Annotated in this window: 12 protein-coding genes and 1 other RNA gene; 11 read left to right on the top strand and 2 right to left on the bottom strand. The window is 73.4% G+C overall.

Features of this window, described 5'->3' with window-relative positions; all coding sequences use genetic code 11:
• Positions 1-369: 369 nt before the first annotated feature.
• Positions 370-3,222 carry an FHA domain-containing protein gene (locus tag ACFVVA_RS35880; protein ID WP_387694895.1) on the bottom strand — a complete coding sequence of 951 codons (2,853 nt, stop codon included), beginning with the start codon at positions 3,220-3,222 and terminating at the stop codon, positions 370-372.
• A 379-nt stretch (positions 3,223-3,601) separates the two neighbouring features.
• Here ACFVVA_RS35880 and ACFVVA_RS35875 point away from each other — a divergent pair, with 379 nt between their 5' ends.
• The 4 genes from ACFVVA_RS35875 (at position 3,602) to prfB (ending at position 9,391) form a co-directional block, all read left to right on the top strand.
• Entirely contained in the window at positions 3,602-5,527 is a 1,926-nt protein-coding gene (locus ACFVVA_RS35875) for a protein kinase (protein WP_387694894.1), read from the top strand.
• A gap of 31 nt (positions 5,528-5,558) precedes the next feature.
• Positions 5,559-6,722 carry a ricin-type beta-trefoil lectin domain protein gene (locus tag ACFVVA_RS35870; protein WP_387694893.1) on the top strand — a complete coding sequence of 388 codons (1,164 nt, stop codon included), beginning with the start codon at positions 5,559-5,561 and terminating at the stop codon, positions 6,720-6,722.
• A gap of 197 nt (positions 6,723-6,919) precedes the next feature.
• Entirely contained in the window at positions 6,920-8,173 is a 1,254-nt protein-coding gene (locus ACFVVA_RS35865; protein WP_387694892.1) for a serine/threonine-protein kinase, read from the top strand.
• Positions 8,174-8,278: 105 nt separating this feature from the next.
• Positions 8,279-9,391, top strand: a complete 1,113-nt coding sequence (gene prfB / locus ACFVVA_RS35860; protein WP_387694891.1) for a peptide chain release factor 2 — start codon at positions 8,279-8,281, stop codon at positions 9,389-9,391.
• Positions 9,392-9,458: 67 nt separating this feature from the next.
• On the opposite strand, the gene ACFVVA_RS35855 is transcribed toward prfB, so the two are convergent.
• The gene (locus ACFVVA_RS35855; RefSeq protein ID WP_359904255.1) at positions 9,459-9,653 is read right to left on the bottom strand and encodes a hypothetical protein; all 195 of its coding nucleotides are present in this window, start codon (positions 9,651-9,653) and stop codon (positions 9,459-9,461) included.
• Between the two features lie 351 nt (positions 9,654-10,004).
• On the opposite strand from ACFVVA_RS35855, the gene ftsE reads away from it, so the two are divergent.
• From ftsE to ACFVVA_RS35820, 7 genes are all read left to right on the top strand, one after another.
• Positions 10,005-10,694 carry a cell division ATP-binding protein FtsE gene (gene ftsE / locus ACFVVA_RS35850; RefSeq protein WP_030059730.1) on the top strand — a complete coding sequence of 230 codons (690 nt, stop codon included), beginning with the start codon at positions 10,005-10,007 and terminating at the stop codon, positions 10,692-10,694.
• Between the two features lie 77 nt (positions 10,695-10,771).
• On the top strand, positions 10,772-11,683 hold the full coding sequence (gene ftsX / locus ACFVVA_RS35845; protein ID WP_387694890.1) for a permease-like cell division protein FtsX: 912 nt from the start codon (positions 10,772-10,774) through the stop codon (positions 11,681-11,683).
• Positions 11,684-11,795: 112 nt separating this feature from the next.
• The gene (locus tag ACFVVA_RS35840) at positions 11,796-12,932 is read left to right on the top strand and encodes a S41 family peptidase (RefSeq protein ID WP_387694889.1); all 1,137 of its coding nucleotides are present in this window, start codon (positions 11,796-11,798) and stop codon (positions 12,930-12,932) included.
• Between the two features lie 44 nt (positions 12,933-12,976).
• Entirely contained in the window at positions 12,977-13,453 is a 477-nt protein-coding gene (gene smpB, locus ACFVVA_RS35835; protein WP_387694888.1) for an SsrA-binding protein SmpB, read from the top strand.
• Positions 13,454-13,539: 86 nt separating this feature from the next.
• Positions 13,540-13,921: a transfer-messenger RNA gene (gene ssrA / locus ACFVVA_RS35830) on the top strand.
• Between the two features lie 152 nt (positions 13,922-14,073).
• The gene (locus ACFVVA_RS35825; RefSeq protein ID WP_387694887.1) at positions 14,074-16,377 is read left to right on the top strand and encodes a HelD family protein; all 2,304 of its coding nucleotides are present in this window, start codon (positions 14,074-14,076) and stop codon (positions 16,375-16,377) included.
• A 381-nt stretch (positions 16,378-16,758) separates the two neighbouring features.
• Positions 16,759-18,231, top strand: a complete 1,473-nt coding sequence (locus ACFVVA_RS35820; RefSeq protein WP_359904241.1) for an NAD-dependent malic enzyme — start codon at positions 16,759-16,761, stop codon at positions 18,229-18,231.
• Positions 18,232-18,457 lie beyond the last annotated feature (226 nt).

The following is an 18,457-nucleotide window of genomic DNA, read 5'->3' as shown; positions in this document are numbered from 1 at the left end:
CGGCCAGGTCGACTTCCTATGCAGAAGTGGTGATGTAAACGCCGTTGCCGCTTCGGCAAGGCCGAAGCGGCAACGGATGGTGAGGCGGCATGAGTGCTGTTTGATGGTGGTTTTGGCGGGCCTGGCCTAGCTTGGCCAGGCCCGCCGTTGCTCTTGCGCTTTCTGGAAGGGGCGGGAGGGCGGGGCGCTTCCTTCTCTTTCTCATTTTTCTTTGGGCGGGCCCGCGTCAGAGGACGCGGGCCCGCCCAACTTCATTGATCGGTCACCGGACCTGTTGCCGCTGCTCCGCCCGGGCCTTGTGGGTGGGCGTTCTGTGTTGGCGAGCGTGGCGGTTTCAGCTCCCCCCTGCGCAGGGGGGAGGCAGGGCCGTCAGCGGGCGGCGGCGCGTTGGAGGGCGCTGGCGAGGAGGGCGAGGTCGGTGGGGCCGTTGCCGAGCTCGCGGACCGGGCGGCGGGCCGGCGGGGCGCCGAGCTGGAGCGGGTCTATGGCGACGACGGTGGGCCGCAGGGTGGCGGTGCGCGGGATGCGGCCGCTGATCCGGGCGGTCTGGAAGGCGGTGACGCCGCCGTCCGGGAGGCGGAGGTAGCCGCGGCCGGGGGTGTCCTCGGGCAGGGCCGCCGCGTCGCCGAGGTGGATCAGCAGGTCGGAGTCGGCCGGGTCGTCGGTGCGCAGGGCGATCCGGAGCAGCGCGGCCTCGTCCACCTCGGTGCCGGCGCTCTCCTCCGGGCGGCCGGTGGCGACGGCGAGGTGCACGCCGAGCGGTCCGCCGCGGCGGGCGACGGCGGCCAGCGCGCGGGTGAGCGGGCGGCCGGCGGCGGAGGTGGGGGAGAGCAGCGCGTCGTAGTCGTCGACGACGACGACGAGACGGGCGGGCGCGGCGGCGGGTCCGGTCGGGCGGGGGCCCTCCGCGCTGCGCGGCGGGATGATCCGGGGCGTGGTGGCGGCGCCGCCGCCGACGGCGGCGGGCACCGGGACCCTGGGGTGTTCCGCGTGCGCCTCCCGCCCGTCCAGGCCCCGCCCGTCCAGGCCCTGCTCGTCGAGGATCCGTGCGGCGTGCCAGGAGGCGAAGTCCAGCCCGTCGAACAGCCGCTCCCGCAGGGCGAGTTCGTCCTCCAGCGCCTCGGCGGCGAGCAGTGCGGCGCGCGGGTCGGCGGCGGCGTTCACCCGGCCGGTGACGTGCGGCAGGTCGGTGCAGCCGTCGAGGCCGTCCTGGCCGTCCGGGGTGGCCCGGCCCTCGATGATCGTGACGGTCAGCCGCTCGGGCCGTTCGGAGACGGCGAGCGAGGCGACCAGGGTGCGCAGCAGTTCGGTCTTGCCGGAGCCGCGGGCGCCGCCGATCAGCAGGTGCGGGCCGCCCGGGTCGGGGGAGGGGAGGGTGAGTTCGGGGTCGGCCAGGTCGAGGGTGCAGAGTTCGTCGCGGGTGGTGCCGAGCAGGGCGGTGGCGGCGCCGATGCCTCCGGCGTGCGCCTCCCAGCGGGCGGACAGCTTGGCCGGGGTGACGGTGTCGAGCTGGAGCAGGTCGAGCAGCCGCAGGACGTCGGGCAGCGGGCCGCGGGCGGCCGGGACGGCCTCGCGCAGGGGGGCGAGGACGCGGGCCAGCCGTTCGGCCCAGGCGTCCGAGACGGCGTCCAGCGAGACCTCGTGGAGGGCTTCCCGGCCGCGGGCGACCGGGCGGTTCAGCGAGAGCTGGGTGCCGACCTCGCCGGTGATCAGGGCGGTGGCGCCGAGGCCCCGGGGGAGCAGTTCGGGCTGCTCGGCGAGGCAGATCGGGAAGATGCCGACCGCCGGGCCCTGGCGCAGCAGCAGGTCGAGTGCCTGGCGGGCGGCTTCGGTGGCCGGCCGGCCGTCCACCACGACCACGGTCGCGGGGTGGCCGCCGAGGCCGCTGGGGCCGCTGAGCCGGGCGGTGAGCTCGGTCAGCCGGGCGGTGGCCTGTTCGTCGTCGAGGCCGATCAGCAGTCGGCAGTCCTGGCCGTCGACCGGGCGCAGGTGGGGCAGCCACAGGGCCCAGGCCCAGGTGTCGGCGCGCTCCTCGGCGGTGCGGGCCTGGTCGGCGTCGACCACGACCAGGCTCAGCCCGGTCGGCGGGTGCAGTGCGGCGAGCTGGGCGACGACGGCGCGGGTGAGCGCGTCCAGGCGCTCGCGCGGGCCGCTGAGGCCGAGGCTGCCGGCGGTCTGGAGGTCGAGGGTGACCGGGACGGCGGGCAGCGTGGTGCCGGGTGTGGTGCCGGGGCCGCCGGGGCGGTCGGCGGTGCCGAGGCGCAGGGTGAGCGCGTCGGGGTGGCCGGGGCCGCGTTCCCAGAGGCGGGGGCCGGGGCCGACGGCGTTGAGCAGCAGGGTGGCGAGGTCGGGCCAGCGTTCGCGCTGGGCGGCGGTCTGGCGCAGCCGCACCGCGGCGTGGTGGCGCTCGGCGCTCTCCTGACCGGGCGGTTCGGCGGTGCGGCCGGGCAGCAGGGAGAACAGGCCGCGGCCGCGGCCGGGGGCCGGTTCGGGGGCGGTGGGCGGCTCGACCACGGGCGGCGCGGGCCGGGCCGGGCCGGGGGCGGCGAGCTGGAGGTGGCCGTTGCCGTCCGGCAGGGCGGCGCGGGTGGCGCCGGCGGCCTCGGCCGGGTCGGGGGCGGTCACCTGGAGGGTGGACTCGCCGATCCGCAGCACGGTGCCGGGTTCCAGCGGGACGGCGGCCTCCGGCGGGCCGGGCGGGACGAGCCGGCCGTCCAGCGTGGTGCCGTTGGTGGAGCCGAGGTCGCGCGCGGTGACCCGGCCGTCCTCGGCGAGGTGCAGGGAGAGGTGGAGCCGGGAGACGTCCGGGTCGTCGAGCGGGACGTCGGCCTCGGCGGAGCGGCCGACCCGGATCTCCCGGCCGTGCAGCCGGTGCACGCCGCCGGCGTCGGGGCCGCCGACCACGCGCAGTTCGGCGGCGGCGGGGGCGTCGTCGGGGTCGTCGGCGGTCGGGTCGGGCTCGTTCAGGCTGAGGACGGCGCCGTCGAGCAGCGGGGGGTGGCCGAGCAGGGTGTGCTCGTCGACCCGGTGCGCCCCGGCGTACAGGTGCACGTGGGTGGCGGCCCGCGGCCCGCGCACGCCCACGGCGCCGGCGAGCGCACCCGCGATGGCGCCGAGTGCGGTGCCGACGGGCGCGGTGACCAGCACGTCCACGTAGGGGATGGCGGAGCCGGCGGCGGCCGGGCCGCTGCGCGGTCGGAGGACGGTCAGCCGGATCTGCATCTCGCCCGCGGGTCCCTTCTGCTGATGTGAACCTGGTACCGCTGCCCGGTGCCGTGGGCACCGTTGGGCCACACGAGTGGCGAGTGTCCATCCTGCCATCCGTCGAGGACGGTCCGCGCACGGTACCGGATTTGACGATCTTGCGATCGACACGGTGGCGGGGCGACGGGGAGTCAGGGCCGATCGCCTCCTCGCGGGGTGCCCGGGACCTTCCCTAGGGGATGTCCCCCAACCCTTCCCCAGACCGTACGGATGGCCTGCCGGTCACCCCGAAAACCCGAACCGGCACCGTTAGAGTGGCCGCAGACACGGGCCCGGCAGGCTCACCGCACCGGCGGAGGAGCGCCCCGCGCGGGCGGCACGGCGAGGAGTGCGACAGGTGCGGCCAGTCGGCAGCAAATATCTGCTGGAGGAGACCCTCGGACGGGGTGCGACCGGGACCGTCTGGCGCGGCGTGGTGCGCGAGGACGCACAGGTGCCGGGCTGCGCGCCCGGGCAGCGGGTGGCGATCAAGGTGCTGCGCGAGGAGCTGGCCGCCGACCCCGACGTGGTGATGCGCTTCCTGCGCGAGCGCTCGCTGCTGCTGCGGCTGACCCACCCCAACATCGTCCGGGTCCGGGACCTGGTCGTCGAGGGCGAGCTGCTGGCCCTGGTGATGGACCTGGTGGAGGGCCCCGACCTGGCCCGCTACCTGCGCGCCAACGGCCCGTTCAGCCCGATCGCCGGCGCCCTGCTGATGGCCCAGGTCGCGGACGCGCTGGCGGCCAGCCACGCGGACGGGATCGTCCACCGCGACCTCAAGCCGGCCAACGTGATGCTCGCCTCCACCGTGGTGGACGGCGCCGAGCGGATGCATCCGCTGCTGACCGACTTCGGCATCGCCCGGCTCGCCGACTCCCCGGGCGTCACCCGCACCCACGAGTTCGTCGGCACCCCCGCCTATGTCGCGCCGGAGTCCGCCGAGGGCCGTCCGCAGACCTCCGCGGTGGACGTGTACGGCGCCGGGATCATGCTGTACGAGCTGGTCACCGGGCGGCAGCCGTTCCAGGGGGACAGCGCGCTCGCCGTGCTCCAGGCCCATCTGGCCCACGAGCCGCAGCGGCCCAGCACCATGCCCGAGCCGCTCTGGACGGTGATCGAGCGCTGCCTGCGCAAGGACCCGGCCCAGCGGCCCGGCGCCACGTCGCTGGCCCACGCGCTGCGGGTGGTCGCGGCCGGCGTCGGGGTGCACGCCTCCCCGCCGGCGGTGGACGAGGCGCTGGCGGTCGGTGCCCTGCTGCTGCCGGACCCGCAGCCGACCGCGGTCCCCACCACGATGTCGCCGATGTCGCCGATGGCGACGATGCCGGGCGCCGTGGCCCCGGGCACCGAGGACCGCACCCAGGTGCTGCCGCCGACCCCGGGCGGGGCGTTCGACCCGGCCGCGGCGACCCGGGTGATGGGCACCCAGCCGCCGCCGGCGCCCCCGCAGGGAGCCGCGGACCGTACCCGGATGATGCCGCCCGTCGCGGTGCCGCCGCCCCCGCCCGTCGCGCCGCCGCAGGAGGAGACGCCGCACCCGTGGCAGACCCAGTTGCGCGCGGCGCGGGACCGCAACCAGCAGACTCAGGTCGGCTACTTCGGTCCGGAGGACTACGAGAACCACTCGGAGCCGCAGGTCGCCCCGCCGCCCTACCAGGCCGGCCAGGGGGGCCACGCCGGCCAGGGGCACCGGCCGGGCCAGGGCGCCCCGGGCGGCCCCGCCGGGCCGCAGCAGCCCGGCGGCTACCGCCAGTCCCCGCCCCCGCCCGGCTACGCCCAGCGTCCACCGGTGGCCCCGCCGCCCTACCAGGCGGGCCGGGGCGGCCAGGGCAGTCAGGGCGGTCAGGGGGGCCAGCGGACTCAGGGCGGCCAGGGCGGCCAGGGAGGCCGTCCGCAGCCGCCCGGTGGCTACCGGCAGGCCCCGTCCGGGTACGGGCAGTCGCAGGGCGGCTACCCGCCCGCGCCCGCCCCGGTGGCGCGCCGGGCCGAGCCGCCCGCGCCGCAGTACCGGGAGGCCCCGCCGCAGCGCCGCGAGGAGCCGCCGGCACCGGCCCGCCGCGAGCCCGCGCCGGCCCGTGAGCCGCGTCCGCGCAGCCGCAACCGGATGTACATCCCGGGGCTCGGCTGCCTCAAGGGCTGTCTGATGGTGCTGCTGGTGCTCGCCGTGGCGGGGCTGGCGCTGTGGAACTTCACGCCGCTGCCGCAGTACTGGGACAACGTCGTGGGCTGGTTCGACTCGGCGCGCGACTGGGTGAACGGTCTCGTGGGCAGCTCGAAGAACTGACACCGGACGAGTGGGGGCAGCGGGGATGGGGATGCGGGGAAGCCGGGCGGGCGCGGCGCTGATGGGCGTCGTGGTGGCGGTGGCGGGGTTGCTGCTGCCGGCCGGTCCGGCCGCGGCGGCCGAGACGTCGCACTGCGGCCAGTACGAGACCGTGCCGGTCGCGGGCGGCCGGTACGTAGTGGACAACAACAACTACGGCGGAGCCCGCGAGTGCCTCGGCACCGACGGCCGGGCCGGGTTCACCGTCCTGTCCTCCGAGGCGGCCACGAGCCCGCCGGCCGGGCCGGTCGCCTACCCGGAGATCTTCGACGGCTGCCACTGGGGCACCTGCACCCCGGGCAGCGCGCTGCCCGTCCGGGTCTCCGAGCTGGGGCGGGCGACCAGTAGCTGGTCCACCACGCTGCCCGCCCGGGGCGACTTCAACGTGGCGTACGACCTCTGGTTCAATACGGCCCCGACCACTCCGGCCGCGAACGGCCAGCCGGACGGTGCCGAGCTGATGATCTGGCTGGACCGCCGTCCGGCCTCGGCCAGCCCTTCCGGGAGCACCGCCGTCGTCGGTGGCACCGGTTACACCAGTTGGCAGCTCACCATCGCCGCCAACGGCCGGCAGTGGCCGATGGTCGCCTACCAGGCGCAGGTACCGGTCACCTCGGTCACCGACCTCGACCTGCGCGCCTTCGTCCGGGACGCGGTGACCCGCGGGGTGGTCAAGCCGGAGTGGTACCTGATCTCGGTGGAGGCCGGCTTCGAGGTCTGGCGCGACGGCGCGGGCCTGCGGACGGAGTCGTTCTCCACCGACGTGCGGCCCGGCCGCCCGGTGGGCCCGATCGGCGCCCCCGGCGGCCGCTGCCTGGCAGATCTGCCCGGCGGCACCCCGGACGGCCCGGAACCGGTGGCGCTGCTGGACTGCGACGGCTCGCCCGCCCAGCAGTGGAGCGTGGAGACCGACGGTACGGTCCGGCTGGGCGGCAAATGCCTGGGCACCGACGGCAACCGGGCCTCGCTCAACCCCTGCAACGGGTCGCCGTACCACGTCTGGCTGGTGGGGATGGCCGGCGCACTGTGGAACCAGGGTGCCCAGGGCTGCCTGCGCGACCCGGCGAACGGCACCGCGCCGGGCGGCGGCGCCGACCTGGCCGGCTGCGACGGCTCCCCGGCGCAGAGCTGGACGCTCCCGACCTCGGTGAGCTGATCAGGGCCCCGGCCCGCCCGGGGCGGCAATATTGACGCTATGTCGACAATTGGCGAGATTTCTCGGCCGGGACTCCCGCTCCGGGCCCCTCGGGCGGCCCGCGCAGGGCCTCCGGGCGCGTAGGTTGGTCGCTGTTGTCCCGCCCCACCGAGCGCGCCGGACCCCCGGAGCGCTCCCGCGCCGCCCACGGAGCAGCATTGGCACGCAAGATCGGCAGCCGGTACACCGTCCACCAGGTGATCGGCCGGGGTTCGGCCGGCACGGTCTGGCTCGGTGAGGGGCCCGACGGCCCGGTGGCGGTCAAGCTGCTGCGCGAGGACCTCGCCGCCGACCAGGTGCTGGTCGGCCGCTTCGTCCAGGAGCGCACCGCGCTGACCAGCCTCGACCACCCCCGGGTGGTCGGCGTGCGCGACATGGTGGTGGACGGCAGCGACCTCGCCCTGGTGATGGAGCTGGTCCAGGGCACCGACCTGCGCTCCCGGCTGGAGCGGGACGGCGCGCTGCCGCCGCAGACCGCCGCCTCGATCATCGCCGACGTCGCCGACGGCCTGGCCGCCGCGCACGCGGCCGGCATCGTCCACCGCGACGTCAAGCCCGAGAACGTCCTGCTCGACCTCGCCGCCGCCCCCGGCCCGGGCGGCGCCCCGCGCGCCAAGCTCACCGACTTCGGCGTGGCCCGCCTGGTCGACGCCCCGCGCCGGACCCGGGCCACCCGGATCATCGGCACCCCCGACTACCTCGCCCCCGAGATCATCGAGGGCCTGGAGCCGCGCGCCGCCGTCGACATCTACGCCCTCGCCACCGTGCTGTACGAGCTGCTGGCCGGCTTCACGCCCTTCGGCGGCGGCCACACCGGCGCGGTGCTGCGCCGGCACGTCACCGAGCAGGTGCCGCCGATCCCCGGCCTGCCGGACGGGCTGTGGCGGATCATCTCCGAGTGCCTGGCCAAGGCCCCCGCCTCCCGGCTGCGCGCCGCCGAGCTGGCCTCCCGGCTGCGCGAGCAGCTGCCCTCGCTGGCCGGCCTGCCGGTGCTCGCCGTGCCCGGCCAGGGCCGGGCCCCGGTCGAGGAGCAGCTGACCCCCGGCGAGGCCGTCTACGCCGAGATCGACGCCGGCCCCGGCATCCACAAGCGCCGCCGCGGCCCGGCCGTCCCGCTGGTGCCGGGCGCCGCCCCGGACTCCACCCGGGACACCCACACCAGCCTGCGCCGTCCGTCCGCCGACGAGCTGGCCGCGTACGCGCTGGAGTCCCGCGCCCAGCGCGCCGCCCCGGGCCACCGCCGGGACCGCCAGGCCCTGCTGCGCCGCCGCCGGCTGCTGGCCGTCCTGATCGCCACCGTCCTGCTGCTGGCGGGCGCCGCCGCGGCCTGGACGGCGTTCGCGGCCACCGTCCCGGACGGCGGTCACCCGGCCCGTCCGGCGGTGTCGGGCACCGGCCCGCGGGCCCCGTAGCCGGAGCCGCCCGCGCGGCCGTGACAGCGACCGTGACGGCGGCCGTGACCCCCGGGGAGCCGGGGGTGTCGTCATGACCACTCCCGGAACCATTACCCTGGGGGCGTGGCAGCCGTCGATCCTTCCGAAGAGCTCAAGAACCTCGATACGACCATGGGGTCGATCGAGGCCGTCCTCGACCTGGACAAGATCCGGGCCGACATCGCGGTCCTGGAGGAGGAGGCAGCCGCCCCCACCCTGTGGGACGACGTCGCGAACGCGCAGAAGGTGACCAGCCGGCTCTCCTTCCTCCAGGGCGAACTGCGCCGGGTCGAGGGCCTGCGCAGCCGCATCGACGATCTGGGCGTGCTGTTCGAGCTCGCCGAGGCCGAGAACGACGCGGACACCCGCGCCGAGGCCGAGACCGAGCTCGTCGCCCTCCAGAAGGCCGTCGAGGAGCTGGAGGTCCGCACCCTCCTGTCCGGCGAGTACGACGCCCGCGAGGCGCTGATCAACATCCGTGCCGAGGCCGGTGGCGTGGACGCCGCCGACTTCGCCGAGCAGCTCATGCGCATGTACCTGCGCTGGGCCGAGCGGCACGGGTACCCCACCGAGGTGTACGACACCTCGTACGCCGAAGAGGCCGGCATCAAGTCCGCGACCTTCACCGTGAAGGCGCCGTACGCCTACGGCACCCTCTCGGTCGAGCAGGGCACCCACCGCCTGGTGCGGATCTCGCCGTTCGACAACCAGGGCCGCCGGCAGACCTCCTTCGCCGGCGTCGAGGTCCTCCCGGTCGTCGAGCAGTCCGACCACGTCGACATCGACGAGGGCGAGCTGCGGGTGGACGTCTACCGTGCCTCCGGTCCCGGCGGCCAGGGCGTCAACACCACCGACTCGGCGGTGCGCATCACGCACATCCCGACCGGCATCGTGGTCTCCTGCCAGAACGAGCGCTCGCAGATCCAGAACAAGGCGTCCGCGATGAACGTCCTCCAGGCCAAGCTGCTGGAGCGGCGCCGCCAGGAGGAGAAGGCGGCGATGGACGCGCTCAAGGACAGCGGCAGCTCCTGGGGCAACCAGATGCGCTCCTACGTGCTGCACCCGTACCAGATGGTGAAGGACGTCCGGACCGCGTACGAGGCCGGCAACCCGCAGGCCGTGCTGGACGGCGACATCGACGGCTTCATCGAGGCCGGGATCCGCTGGCGCAAGCAGCGCGAGACCAGCGCCGAGTAACGGCCGACATCGACGAAGGGCCCCGACCGCAGCGGTCGGGGCCCTTCGTCGTACGCGTCGTGGGTCGTCAGGCCAGTGCCTGCCGGGCGATCAGCGCCACCGCGAGCAGTCCGGCCAGCAGGGCCAGCAGCATCGCGGGGGAGAGCGCGGCGAACGGGCTCTGCTGCTCCTGAAGCCGGGCCCGGTTGGCCCGGCACACCGGGCAACGCCCGTCGCTGACGCGGCCGTTGCAGTTGGCGCACACCAGATGGTCGCAGGTCATGCGATCTCCTCCTCGCTGCTACAGCCAACGCACCGGACGGGGCTTTGGTTCCATGCACTGCCCTGTACGGGGGAGCGGCCGTGACACGGTCGCTCCCCTCCACTCTGCCAGGTTCCGGCAGTTCCGGCTTCCGGGCTGTGAGATGCCTCGCAATATTCGGGGCATAAGCGGACATTCTCCCGCAGAGTCCGGCTGTTGTCACGGGCGGTCCCTGCGGGCCGGTCGCCGATTCGCGTATGGTCCCAGACCGGGAGCAGCCCACCGCGCTCCTTTCGCCCGCCCATGGACCGGGCCTCCGGGGCGGACCGACCGAGGACTGGCGCCGCCTAGGATGGCCTCCGTGATGCAGCCGTGATCAGATTCGACAACGTCTCCAAGACCTATCCCAAGCAGAATCGTCCCGCCCTGGACAACGTCTCGCTGGAGATCGAGAAGGGTGAGTTCGTCTTCCTGGTCGGCTCGTCCGGCTCGGGAAAGTCCACCTTCCTGCGCCTGTGCCTGCGCGAGGAGCGTCCCAGCACGGGCGCGGTGCACGTACTGGGCAAGGACCTCGGCAAGCTGTCCAACTGGAAGGTGCCGCACATGCGCCGCCAGCTGGGCACCGTCTTCCAGGACTTCCGCCTGCTGCCGAACAAGACGGTCGCGCAGAACGTCGCCTTCGCCCTGGAGGTGATCGGCAAGCCCAAGAGCGCCATCAACAAGGTGGTGCCCGAGGTGCTGGAGCTGGTCGGCCTCGGCGGCAAGGAGGACCGCATGCCGGGCGAGCTGTCCGGTGGTGAGCAGCAGCGCGTGGCCATCGCCCGCGCCTTCGTGAACCGTCCGATGCTGCTCATCGCGGACGAGCCCACCGGCAACCTCGACCCGCAGAACTCGGTCGGCATCATGAAGCTGCTCGACCGCATCAACCGCACCGGAACCACGGTGCTGATGGCCACCCACGACCAGGCCATCGTCGACCAGATGCGCAAGCGCGTCATCGAACTCGACAAGGGGCTGCTCGTCCGCGACCAGGCCCGCGGCGTCTACGGATACCAGCACTGACCGACCAGCGCTGACCCGTGGGGCCGCCGGCCCGACCCGCCAGACCAGAGCAGTACCGACCCTGGAGTGTTTCCCGCATGCGTGCCCAGTTCGTCCTGTCGGAGATCGGTGTGGGTCTCCGACGCAACCTGACCATGACCATCGCGGTCGTGGTCAGCGTCGCGCTCTCCCTCGCCCTCGCCGGTTCCTCGCTCCTGGTCCGCGACCAGGTGAACTCCATGAAGGGGTACTGGTACGACAAGGTCGAGGTGAGCATCTACTTCTGCACGAAGGCGGACGCCCGCAACTCGCCCCAGTGCGACAAGGGCGCGGCCACCGACCAGCAGGTCCAGGACATCAAGGACCAGCTGGACAAGATGACCTCGGTGGTCCAGTCGTCCACCTACGAGAGCTCGCCCGAGGCGTACAAGCACTGGAAGGAGATGAACCCGGACAACCCGCTCATCTCCGTCCTGGGCCCGGACGCCATGCCGCAGTCCTGGCGGGTCAAGCTCAACGACCCGACCAAGTACGACGTGATCCAGAGCGCCTTCGCCGGCAAGCCCGGCGTCAAGTCGGTCGAGGACCAGCGGAAGATCCTGGAGAACCTGTTCGGCCTGCTCAACGGCCTCCAGACGGCGGCCTTCGTGATCATGGTGCTGATGCTGTTCGTCGCCCTGCTGCTGATCGTCAACACCGTCCGGGTGTCGGCGTACAGCCGGCGGCGCGAAACCGGGATCATGCGCCTGGTCGGTGCCTCGAACTTCTACGTCCAGATGCCCTTCATCGCCGAGGCGGCCTTCTCGGCGCTGCTGGGCGCGGCGATGGCCTCCGGACTGCTGGTCGGCGGGCACTTCTTCGTCCAGAACTGGCTGGCCGACCGGGTGCAGTTCATCCACTTCATCGGGCTCGGCTCGGTGCTCGCGGTGATACCGCTGCTGATCGTGGTGGGTATGGGCATGGCCGGCGTCGCGGCCTTCTTCACCCTGCGCAAGTACCTCAAGGTCTGATTCCCGCAGGCCCGACGGCCCCGTACGGCACTGCGCCGTACGGGGCCGTCGGCGTTCCGCGGTCCACCGTCGCGGTTCGTCCCGCGCGCGGCGGTGTCTACACTCCGGTGCCATGCTGCAAACTCCGCGCAGGGCCCGCCAGGTGACCGTGCTCAGCCTGGTGTTCGGCGCCGTGCTGATGGCCGGCGCGGCCACCGGCGCCTGGGGCGACCCGGGCGACCCGCCGCACCGGTCCTCCGCCGACACCGCCCGGGCCACCGGCGGACTCCCGGCGGACCCGGCCGGCGCCGCCCTGTCGGAGCAGCAGGCCGAGCACCTGCTGGCGGCCGGGGGCGACCGCTGGGGCGCGTACTACAGCGCCCAGGAGTACGCGGAGTTCAGCCAGGGCCTGGACGGCCGCTACCCGGGCGTCGGCCTCTCGGTCGGCCGCGGCCAGGACGGCGTCACCGAGGTCTCCCAGGTCGCCCCCGGCGGCCCGGCCGCCGCGGCCGGGATCGCCCCCGGCGACCGGCTCGTGCGGATCGGCCAGGACCAGGCCGACCACCTGCCGGTCACCGAGGTGGTCGCGCGGCTGCGCGGCCGGGGCGAGGAGCGCCGGGCCGGCTCCGAGGTCATCCTGGCGGTCCGGCGCGGCGGGGCGGAGGAGCGCGAACTGCGGCTGCGGCGCGTGCTTCTGGACAGTCGGCAGGTCACCGCGGAGCAGCTGGGCAAGGGCGTGCTGCGGGTGACCGTGCGCGCCTTCACCAGCGGCGTGGCCGACCAGGTGCGCGCCGCGCTGCGCGCCCCGCACACCGGCGTGGTGCTCGATCTGCGCGGCAACTCCGGCGGGTTGGTCGACGAGGCGGCCGGCACCGCCGGGATCTTCCTGGACGGCGGAACGGTCGGCTCGTACCAGGAGCGCGGCGAGACCAGGGAGTTGACCGCCCCGCCGGGCGGCGACCAGCGCACCCCGCTGGTGCTGCTGGTGGACGGCGGCACGATGAGCGCCGCCGAACTGCTCGCCGGGGCCCTCCAGGACCGCAGCCGCGCCGTGGTGGTGGGCTCGCGGACCTTCGGCAAGGGCACCGTCCAGCAGCCCAGCCGGCTCGCCGACGGCGCCGTGCTGGAGCTGACCGTCGGCCGCTACTACACCCCGGCCGGACGCTCCCCGGACGGTACCGGCCTGACCCCCGACGTCCCGGCCGGTTCGGGCGAGGAGGCCGACGAGCTCGCCCTGCGGGTCCTCGCGGGTCTCGGCACCCGTGCCTAAAGCAGCTGCCCCATCCGGCCCCGAAGTGCGAGAATGACCGGGTTATGGCAAAGGAAACCGGACAGAAGCTGATCGCGCAGAACAAGAAGGCGCGACACGAGTACACGATCCTCGACACCTACGAGTGCGGCCTGGTGCTCACCGGCACCGAGGTCAAGTCGCTGCGCGAGGGGCGGGCCAACCTGGTCGACGGCTACGCGTACATCCAGAACCACGAGGCGTGGATCGACAACGTCTTCATCCCCGAGTACATGCAGGGGACGTGGACCAACCACGCGGCCCGGCGCAAGCGCAAGCTGCTGCTGCACAGGATGGAGATCCAGAAGATCGAGACCAAGGTCCGCGACGCGGGTCACACCCTGGTCCCGCTCTCGCTGTACTTCAAGGACGGCCGGGTGAAGCTCGAACTGGCGCTCGCGGTCGGCAAGAAGCTCTACGACAAGCGTCAGACGCTCCGCGAGAAGCAGGACACCCGCGAGACGGCCCGCGCGGTGGCGGCGGCCCGCCGACGCCAGGGTTAATCCGCTGGACCCTCACCCGTCGCCTCGCGTACTATGGCGCCAGCAACACGGACGATGACCGTCCGAGCTGTTTCTCAACAAAACATGGGGATGATCGGTTTCGACAGGGGATGTTGAAACAGGTGAAGCGAGCCGAGGAACGCGGCAATGATCTCGTAAACCACGTGTCGCAAAAAAATAATCGCCAACACTAAGCGCGATTCCCAGCAGTTCGCTCTCGCTGCCTAATAAGCACCGATAGCGCTTGGGTGTCAGACCGGGGAGTTCCCGACCCGGACCCTGGCATAATCTAGGGAACTCAACCGTCCGCCCGGGCTGCGAGGGTGGATGGGAAATCAAACAGCAGCTGGGCCTGTTGGCGGCTTGTCCGTGTGACTGCCAGGGCCGAGAAAAGCACAGCGGACTGCGCTCGGAGAAGCCCTGAATTAACTCCACTGGACCCGGGTTCGATTCCCGGCATCTCCACCACCCCATGTTGCCTCGAAGGGCCGCCCTCCGCTCCGCGGAGGGCGGCCCTTCGATTTTTGTACGTTCCGGAGCAGCGCGGCCCGGGGGTGGCGGCGTAGGATCATCCGTCCGCTCGTTTTCCGGAGCGGGATTCCGCCGCAACCACCGAGGCCATGCAGAGCAACACGCCCACCACCCCCGCCACCGACCACGAGACCGTCCGCGCGCGCGAGATCGCCGGTGAGCAGCAGCACCTCGACACCGTCTACCACCGGTTGGAGGAGAAGCTCGCCGAGGCCGAGTACATCCTGGAGGACGCCGCCAAGCGGGTCCAGGTCGGAACCCCCGGCGCGCTCGCCGAACGCGACGCCCAGGTCTACCGGGCCGGCGCCCACCTCCACCGACTGAACAGCGAGTTCGAGGACTTCCTGTTCGGCCGGATCGACCTCCAGCGGGCGGACGCCCCGGAGGAGCACGGGATCCCGTCGGACACCCCGCTCGACCCGGCCGACCCGGCCGTCGCCGAGACCCTCCACATCGGCCGACTGGGCGTGCTGGACGCCGAGTACGGCCCGCTGGTGATCGACTGGCGCGCGCCCGCCGCCGCCCCGTTCTACCGCGCCACCCCGGTCGAACCGGGCCGGGTGATCCGTCGCCGGGTGATCCGGTCCAAGGGCCGCAAGGTGATCGGCGTCGAGGACGACCTGCTGCGTCCGGACCTCGCCCCGACCCTGGACGGCGAGGAGCTGGCCGTGGTCGGCGACGGTGCGCTGATGGCCTCGCTGGGCCGCGCCCGCAGCCACTCGATGCGCGACATCGTCTCCTCCATCCAGAAGGAGCAGGACGAGGTGATCCGCGCCGCCGCCGCGGGCGCCACCCTGGTCACCGGCGGCCCCGGCACCGGCAAGACCGCCGTCGCCCTGCACCGCGCCGCCTACCTGCTCTACCAGGACCGCCGCCGCTACGCCGGGGGCATCCTGGTGGTCTCGCCGACCCCGCTGCTGGTGTCCTACACCGAGGGTGTGCTGCCCGCGCTGGGCGAGGAGGGCCAGGTCGCCATCCGGGCGGTCGGCTCGCTGGTGGACGGCATCGAGGCCGGCACCTACGACACTCCCGAGGCGGCCCGGGTCAAGGGCTCGGGCCGGATGGTGCAGCTGCTGCGCCGGGCCGCCCGCGCGGCGCTGGAGCTGGGCGCGCCGCAGGAGCTGAAGGTCGTCGCCCGCGGCGAGGTGCTGAAGCTGGACGCCTCCCGGCTGAAGGCCGTGCGCGGCAACGTCGTGGGCTCCGGCGGCACCCCGCTGAACCTGCTGCGCCCGCGGGCCCGCCGGCTGCTGCTGGACGCCCTGTGGCAGCAGGCCACCAGGGACCTGCCGAAGCCCGCCGACCACTACGCCCGCGAGCAGCGCCAGGAGGAGAAGGAGTCCTTCGACGAGTACGTCTCGGACGAGGCGTCGTTCCTGGACTTCCTGGACGCCTGGTGGCCGGCGCTGAGCCCGCGCCGGGTGCTCGGCACGCTGCGGCAGCACCGGCACACCAACCGGATCGCCCGCCGTGCCGTCACCCCGGACGAGGCCAGGCTGCTGGCCGCCTCCTGGCGCCACCTGTCCGCGGAGGGCGCGGGCGCGCTGTCCGCGCACGACGTCGCGCTGATCGACGAGCTCCAGGTGCTGCTGGGCGAGCCGGCCCGCCCGAAGGTCCGCGAGGTGGACGCGGTGGACCTGCTGAGCGGCCTGGAGGAGGTCACCACCTTCGCCGACCGCTCCACCCGCCAGCGCGACCGCCAGCCGGTCGAGCGCAGGGAGTACGCGCACATCATCGTGGACGAGGCGCAGGACCTCACCCCGATGCAGTGGCGGATGATCGGCCGCCGGGCCCGGATGGCCACCTGGACGATCGTCGGCGACCCGGCGCAGTCCTCCTGGCCGTTCCCGCAGGAGGCCCAGGCCGCACTGGACGACGTGCTCTCCGGCAAGCCGCGCCGCCGCTTCACGCTGACCGTGAACTACCGCAACCCGGCCGAGATCGCCGAGGTCGCGGCGAAGGTGCTGGCGCTGGCCGCGCCGGGCACCCCGTCGCCGAGCGCGGTGCGCCGGGTCGGCGTGGAGCCGCGCTTCGCGGCCACCACCGACCCCTCGCCGGAGGCCTTCGGCGAGGCCGCCCGGGCCGAGCTGGAGCGGCTGCTGGCCGAGGTGGACGGCACCGTGGCGATCGTGGTGCCGATGGACCGCCGGGACGAGGCGGCCGGCTGGGCCGAGGGCCTGGGCGGGCGCGTGGTGGCGCTGGGCAGTCTGGAGGCCAAGGGCCTGGAGTACGACGCGACCGTGGTGGCCGACCCGACCGGCATCGCCGGCGAGTCGGAGGCAGGGCTGCGGGTGCTGTACGTGGCGCTGACCCGCGCGACCCAGCGGCTGACCGTGCTCTCCGGCCCGGACGACCTGCCGGACGCGGACGGCGTGCCCGCGCTGCTGCACGACTGACGGCCCGTCGGGTCCCGACGGGTAGTCGTCGGGACCCGACGGAAGAAGGCCCCCCACCGGACGGTGAGGGGCCTTCAGACGTTTACGACACCGACCCGCCATGCTCGCCTCGCGGCAAGTGGTCCCTCGAAGGGACGAAGGTTGGGCCCGGGGGCTTGGATCGAGCCGGTGTCCCGTCCAATGTAACGCATCGGCCGGGAGAGGCAAGGAGTGAGCGGCGGGGGGCCGGCGGCCATTGGGCGGGATTGTCGGGTCCGCACACTCAATGAACGTTATTTCTGGCTACCCCTTGGAAGGTGCGACGATCGAGGTCTAGCATGCGCGGGCGATGCCTTCAACAAAATGTTGAGCCTGCGGGACAGACGGAAGAAGGAAGCGTCGATGGCGACGGTGCCCAGTGTCTCCAACTCGATCACGGTACGGCTGGAGGTCCCGGCCCGGGGCAACGCCGTCAGTGCGATCACCACGGCCGTGGAGTCCTCCGGCGGGTCGGTGACCGGTCTCGACGTCACCGCCTCCGGCCTGGAGGCGCTGCGGATCGACGTCACGGTGGCGGCCTCCTCGGTCGCGCACGGCGAGGAGATCGTCGAGAAGCTGCGCGCGATCGACGGCGTGTCGATCGGCAAGGTCTCGGACCGCACCTTCCTGATGCACCTCGGCGGCAAGATCGAGATGTCCTCGAAGCTGCCGATCCGCAACCGTGACGACCTCAGCATGATCTACACCCCCGGCGTCGCCCGGGTCTGCATGGCGATCGCGGAGAACCCCGAGGACGCGCGCCGCCTGACCATCAAGCGCAACAGCGTCGCCGTGGTCACCGACGGCTCGGCGGTGCTGGGCCTGGGCAACATCGGCCCCGAGGCCGCGCTGCCGGTCATGGAGGGCAAGGCGGCCCTGTTCAAGCGCTTCGCCGGGATCGACGCCTGGCCGATCTGCCTGGACACCCAGGACACCGACGAGATCGTCGCCATCGTCAGGGCGATCGCCCCGGGCTTCGCCGGGATCAACCTGGAGGACATCTCCGCGCCGCGCTGCTTCGAGATCGAGGCCCGGCTGCGCGAGGCCCTGGACATCCCGGTCTTCCACGACGACCAGCACGGCACCGCGATCGTGGTGCTGGCCGCCCTCACCAACGCGCTGAAGGTGGTCGGCAAGCGGATCGCCGACATCCGCGTGGTGATGTCGGGCGCCGGCGCCGCCGGCACCGCGATCCTCAAGCTGCTGATGGCGGCCGGCGTCGAGCACGCCACCGTGGCGGACGTGCACGGCGTGGTCCACCTGGGCCGCGGGGACCTCAACGAGAACCTGCGCTGGATCGCCGAGCACACCAACCGCTCGGGCCGCACCGGCAGCCTCAAGGAGGCCGTGGCGGGCGCCGACGTCTTCATCGGCGTCTCGGCCCCGAACGTCCTGGACGGCGACGACCTGGCCACCATGGCGGAGGACTCGATCGTCTTCGCGCTGGCCAACCCGGACCCGGAGGTCGACCCGGCCATCGCCCGGCAGACCGCCGCCGTGGTCGCCACCGGCCGTAGCGACTTCCCGAACCAGATCAACAACGTGCTGGTCTTCCCGGGCGTCTTCCGCGGCCTGCTGGACGCCCAGAGCCGCACCGTCAACACCGAGATGATGATCGCCGCCGCCCGGGCGCTGGCCACCACCGTGGCCGACGACGAGCTGAACGCCAACTACATCATCCCGAGCGTGTTCCACAAGGACGTCGCCAAGACCGTCGCCTCCGCGGTGCGCGAGGCGGCCCTGGCGGGGGCCCAGGAGGACCCCGCGCCGGCCCGTCCGACCCCCGGCATCGTCGGCACCCTGGACACCGCCGCGTTCCCCGTCGTCAAGCTCTGACGACCGGGTCGGGCGACGTGTCACAGATCGCTCAAATGTACGAATAAGGGCCATACCCGCCCAGCCCGCCCCGAACCCTTGCGACACAAGGGCGAGGGGCGTGTTTGGGCTTGTCAGTCCTAGGGCGTACCGTAGCCCTGCACGGGGCAGGCGTGTCCGACAAGTACGGAACGTCCCCCTGGTCTTCCGGCGTGTCGTCCCGACCGCCGCCCGCGCCCGGTCCGCC

Origin of the sequence: Kitasatospora sp. NPDC058048, from assembly GCF_042885555.1 — a bacterium.
Lineage (GTDB): Bacteria > Actinomycetota > Actinomycetes > Streptomycetales > Streptomycetaceae > Kitasatospora > Kitasatospora lactacystinica.
The sequence above is the reverse complement of the archived record's forward strand: the minus strand, read 5'-3'. Positions and strand labels throughout refer to the sequence as shown.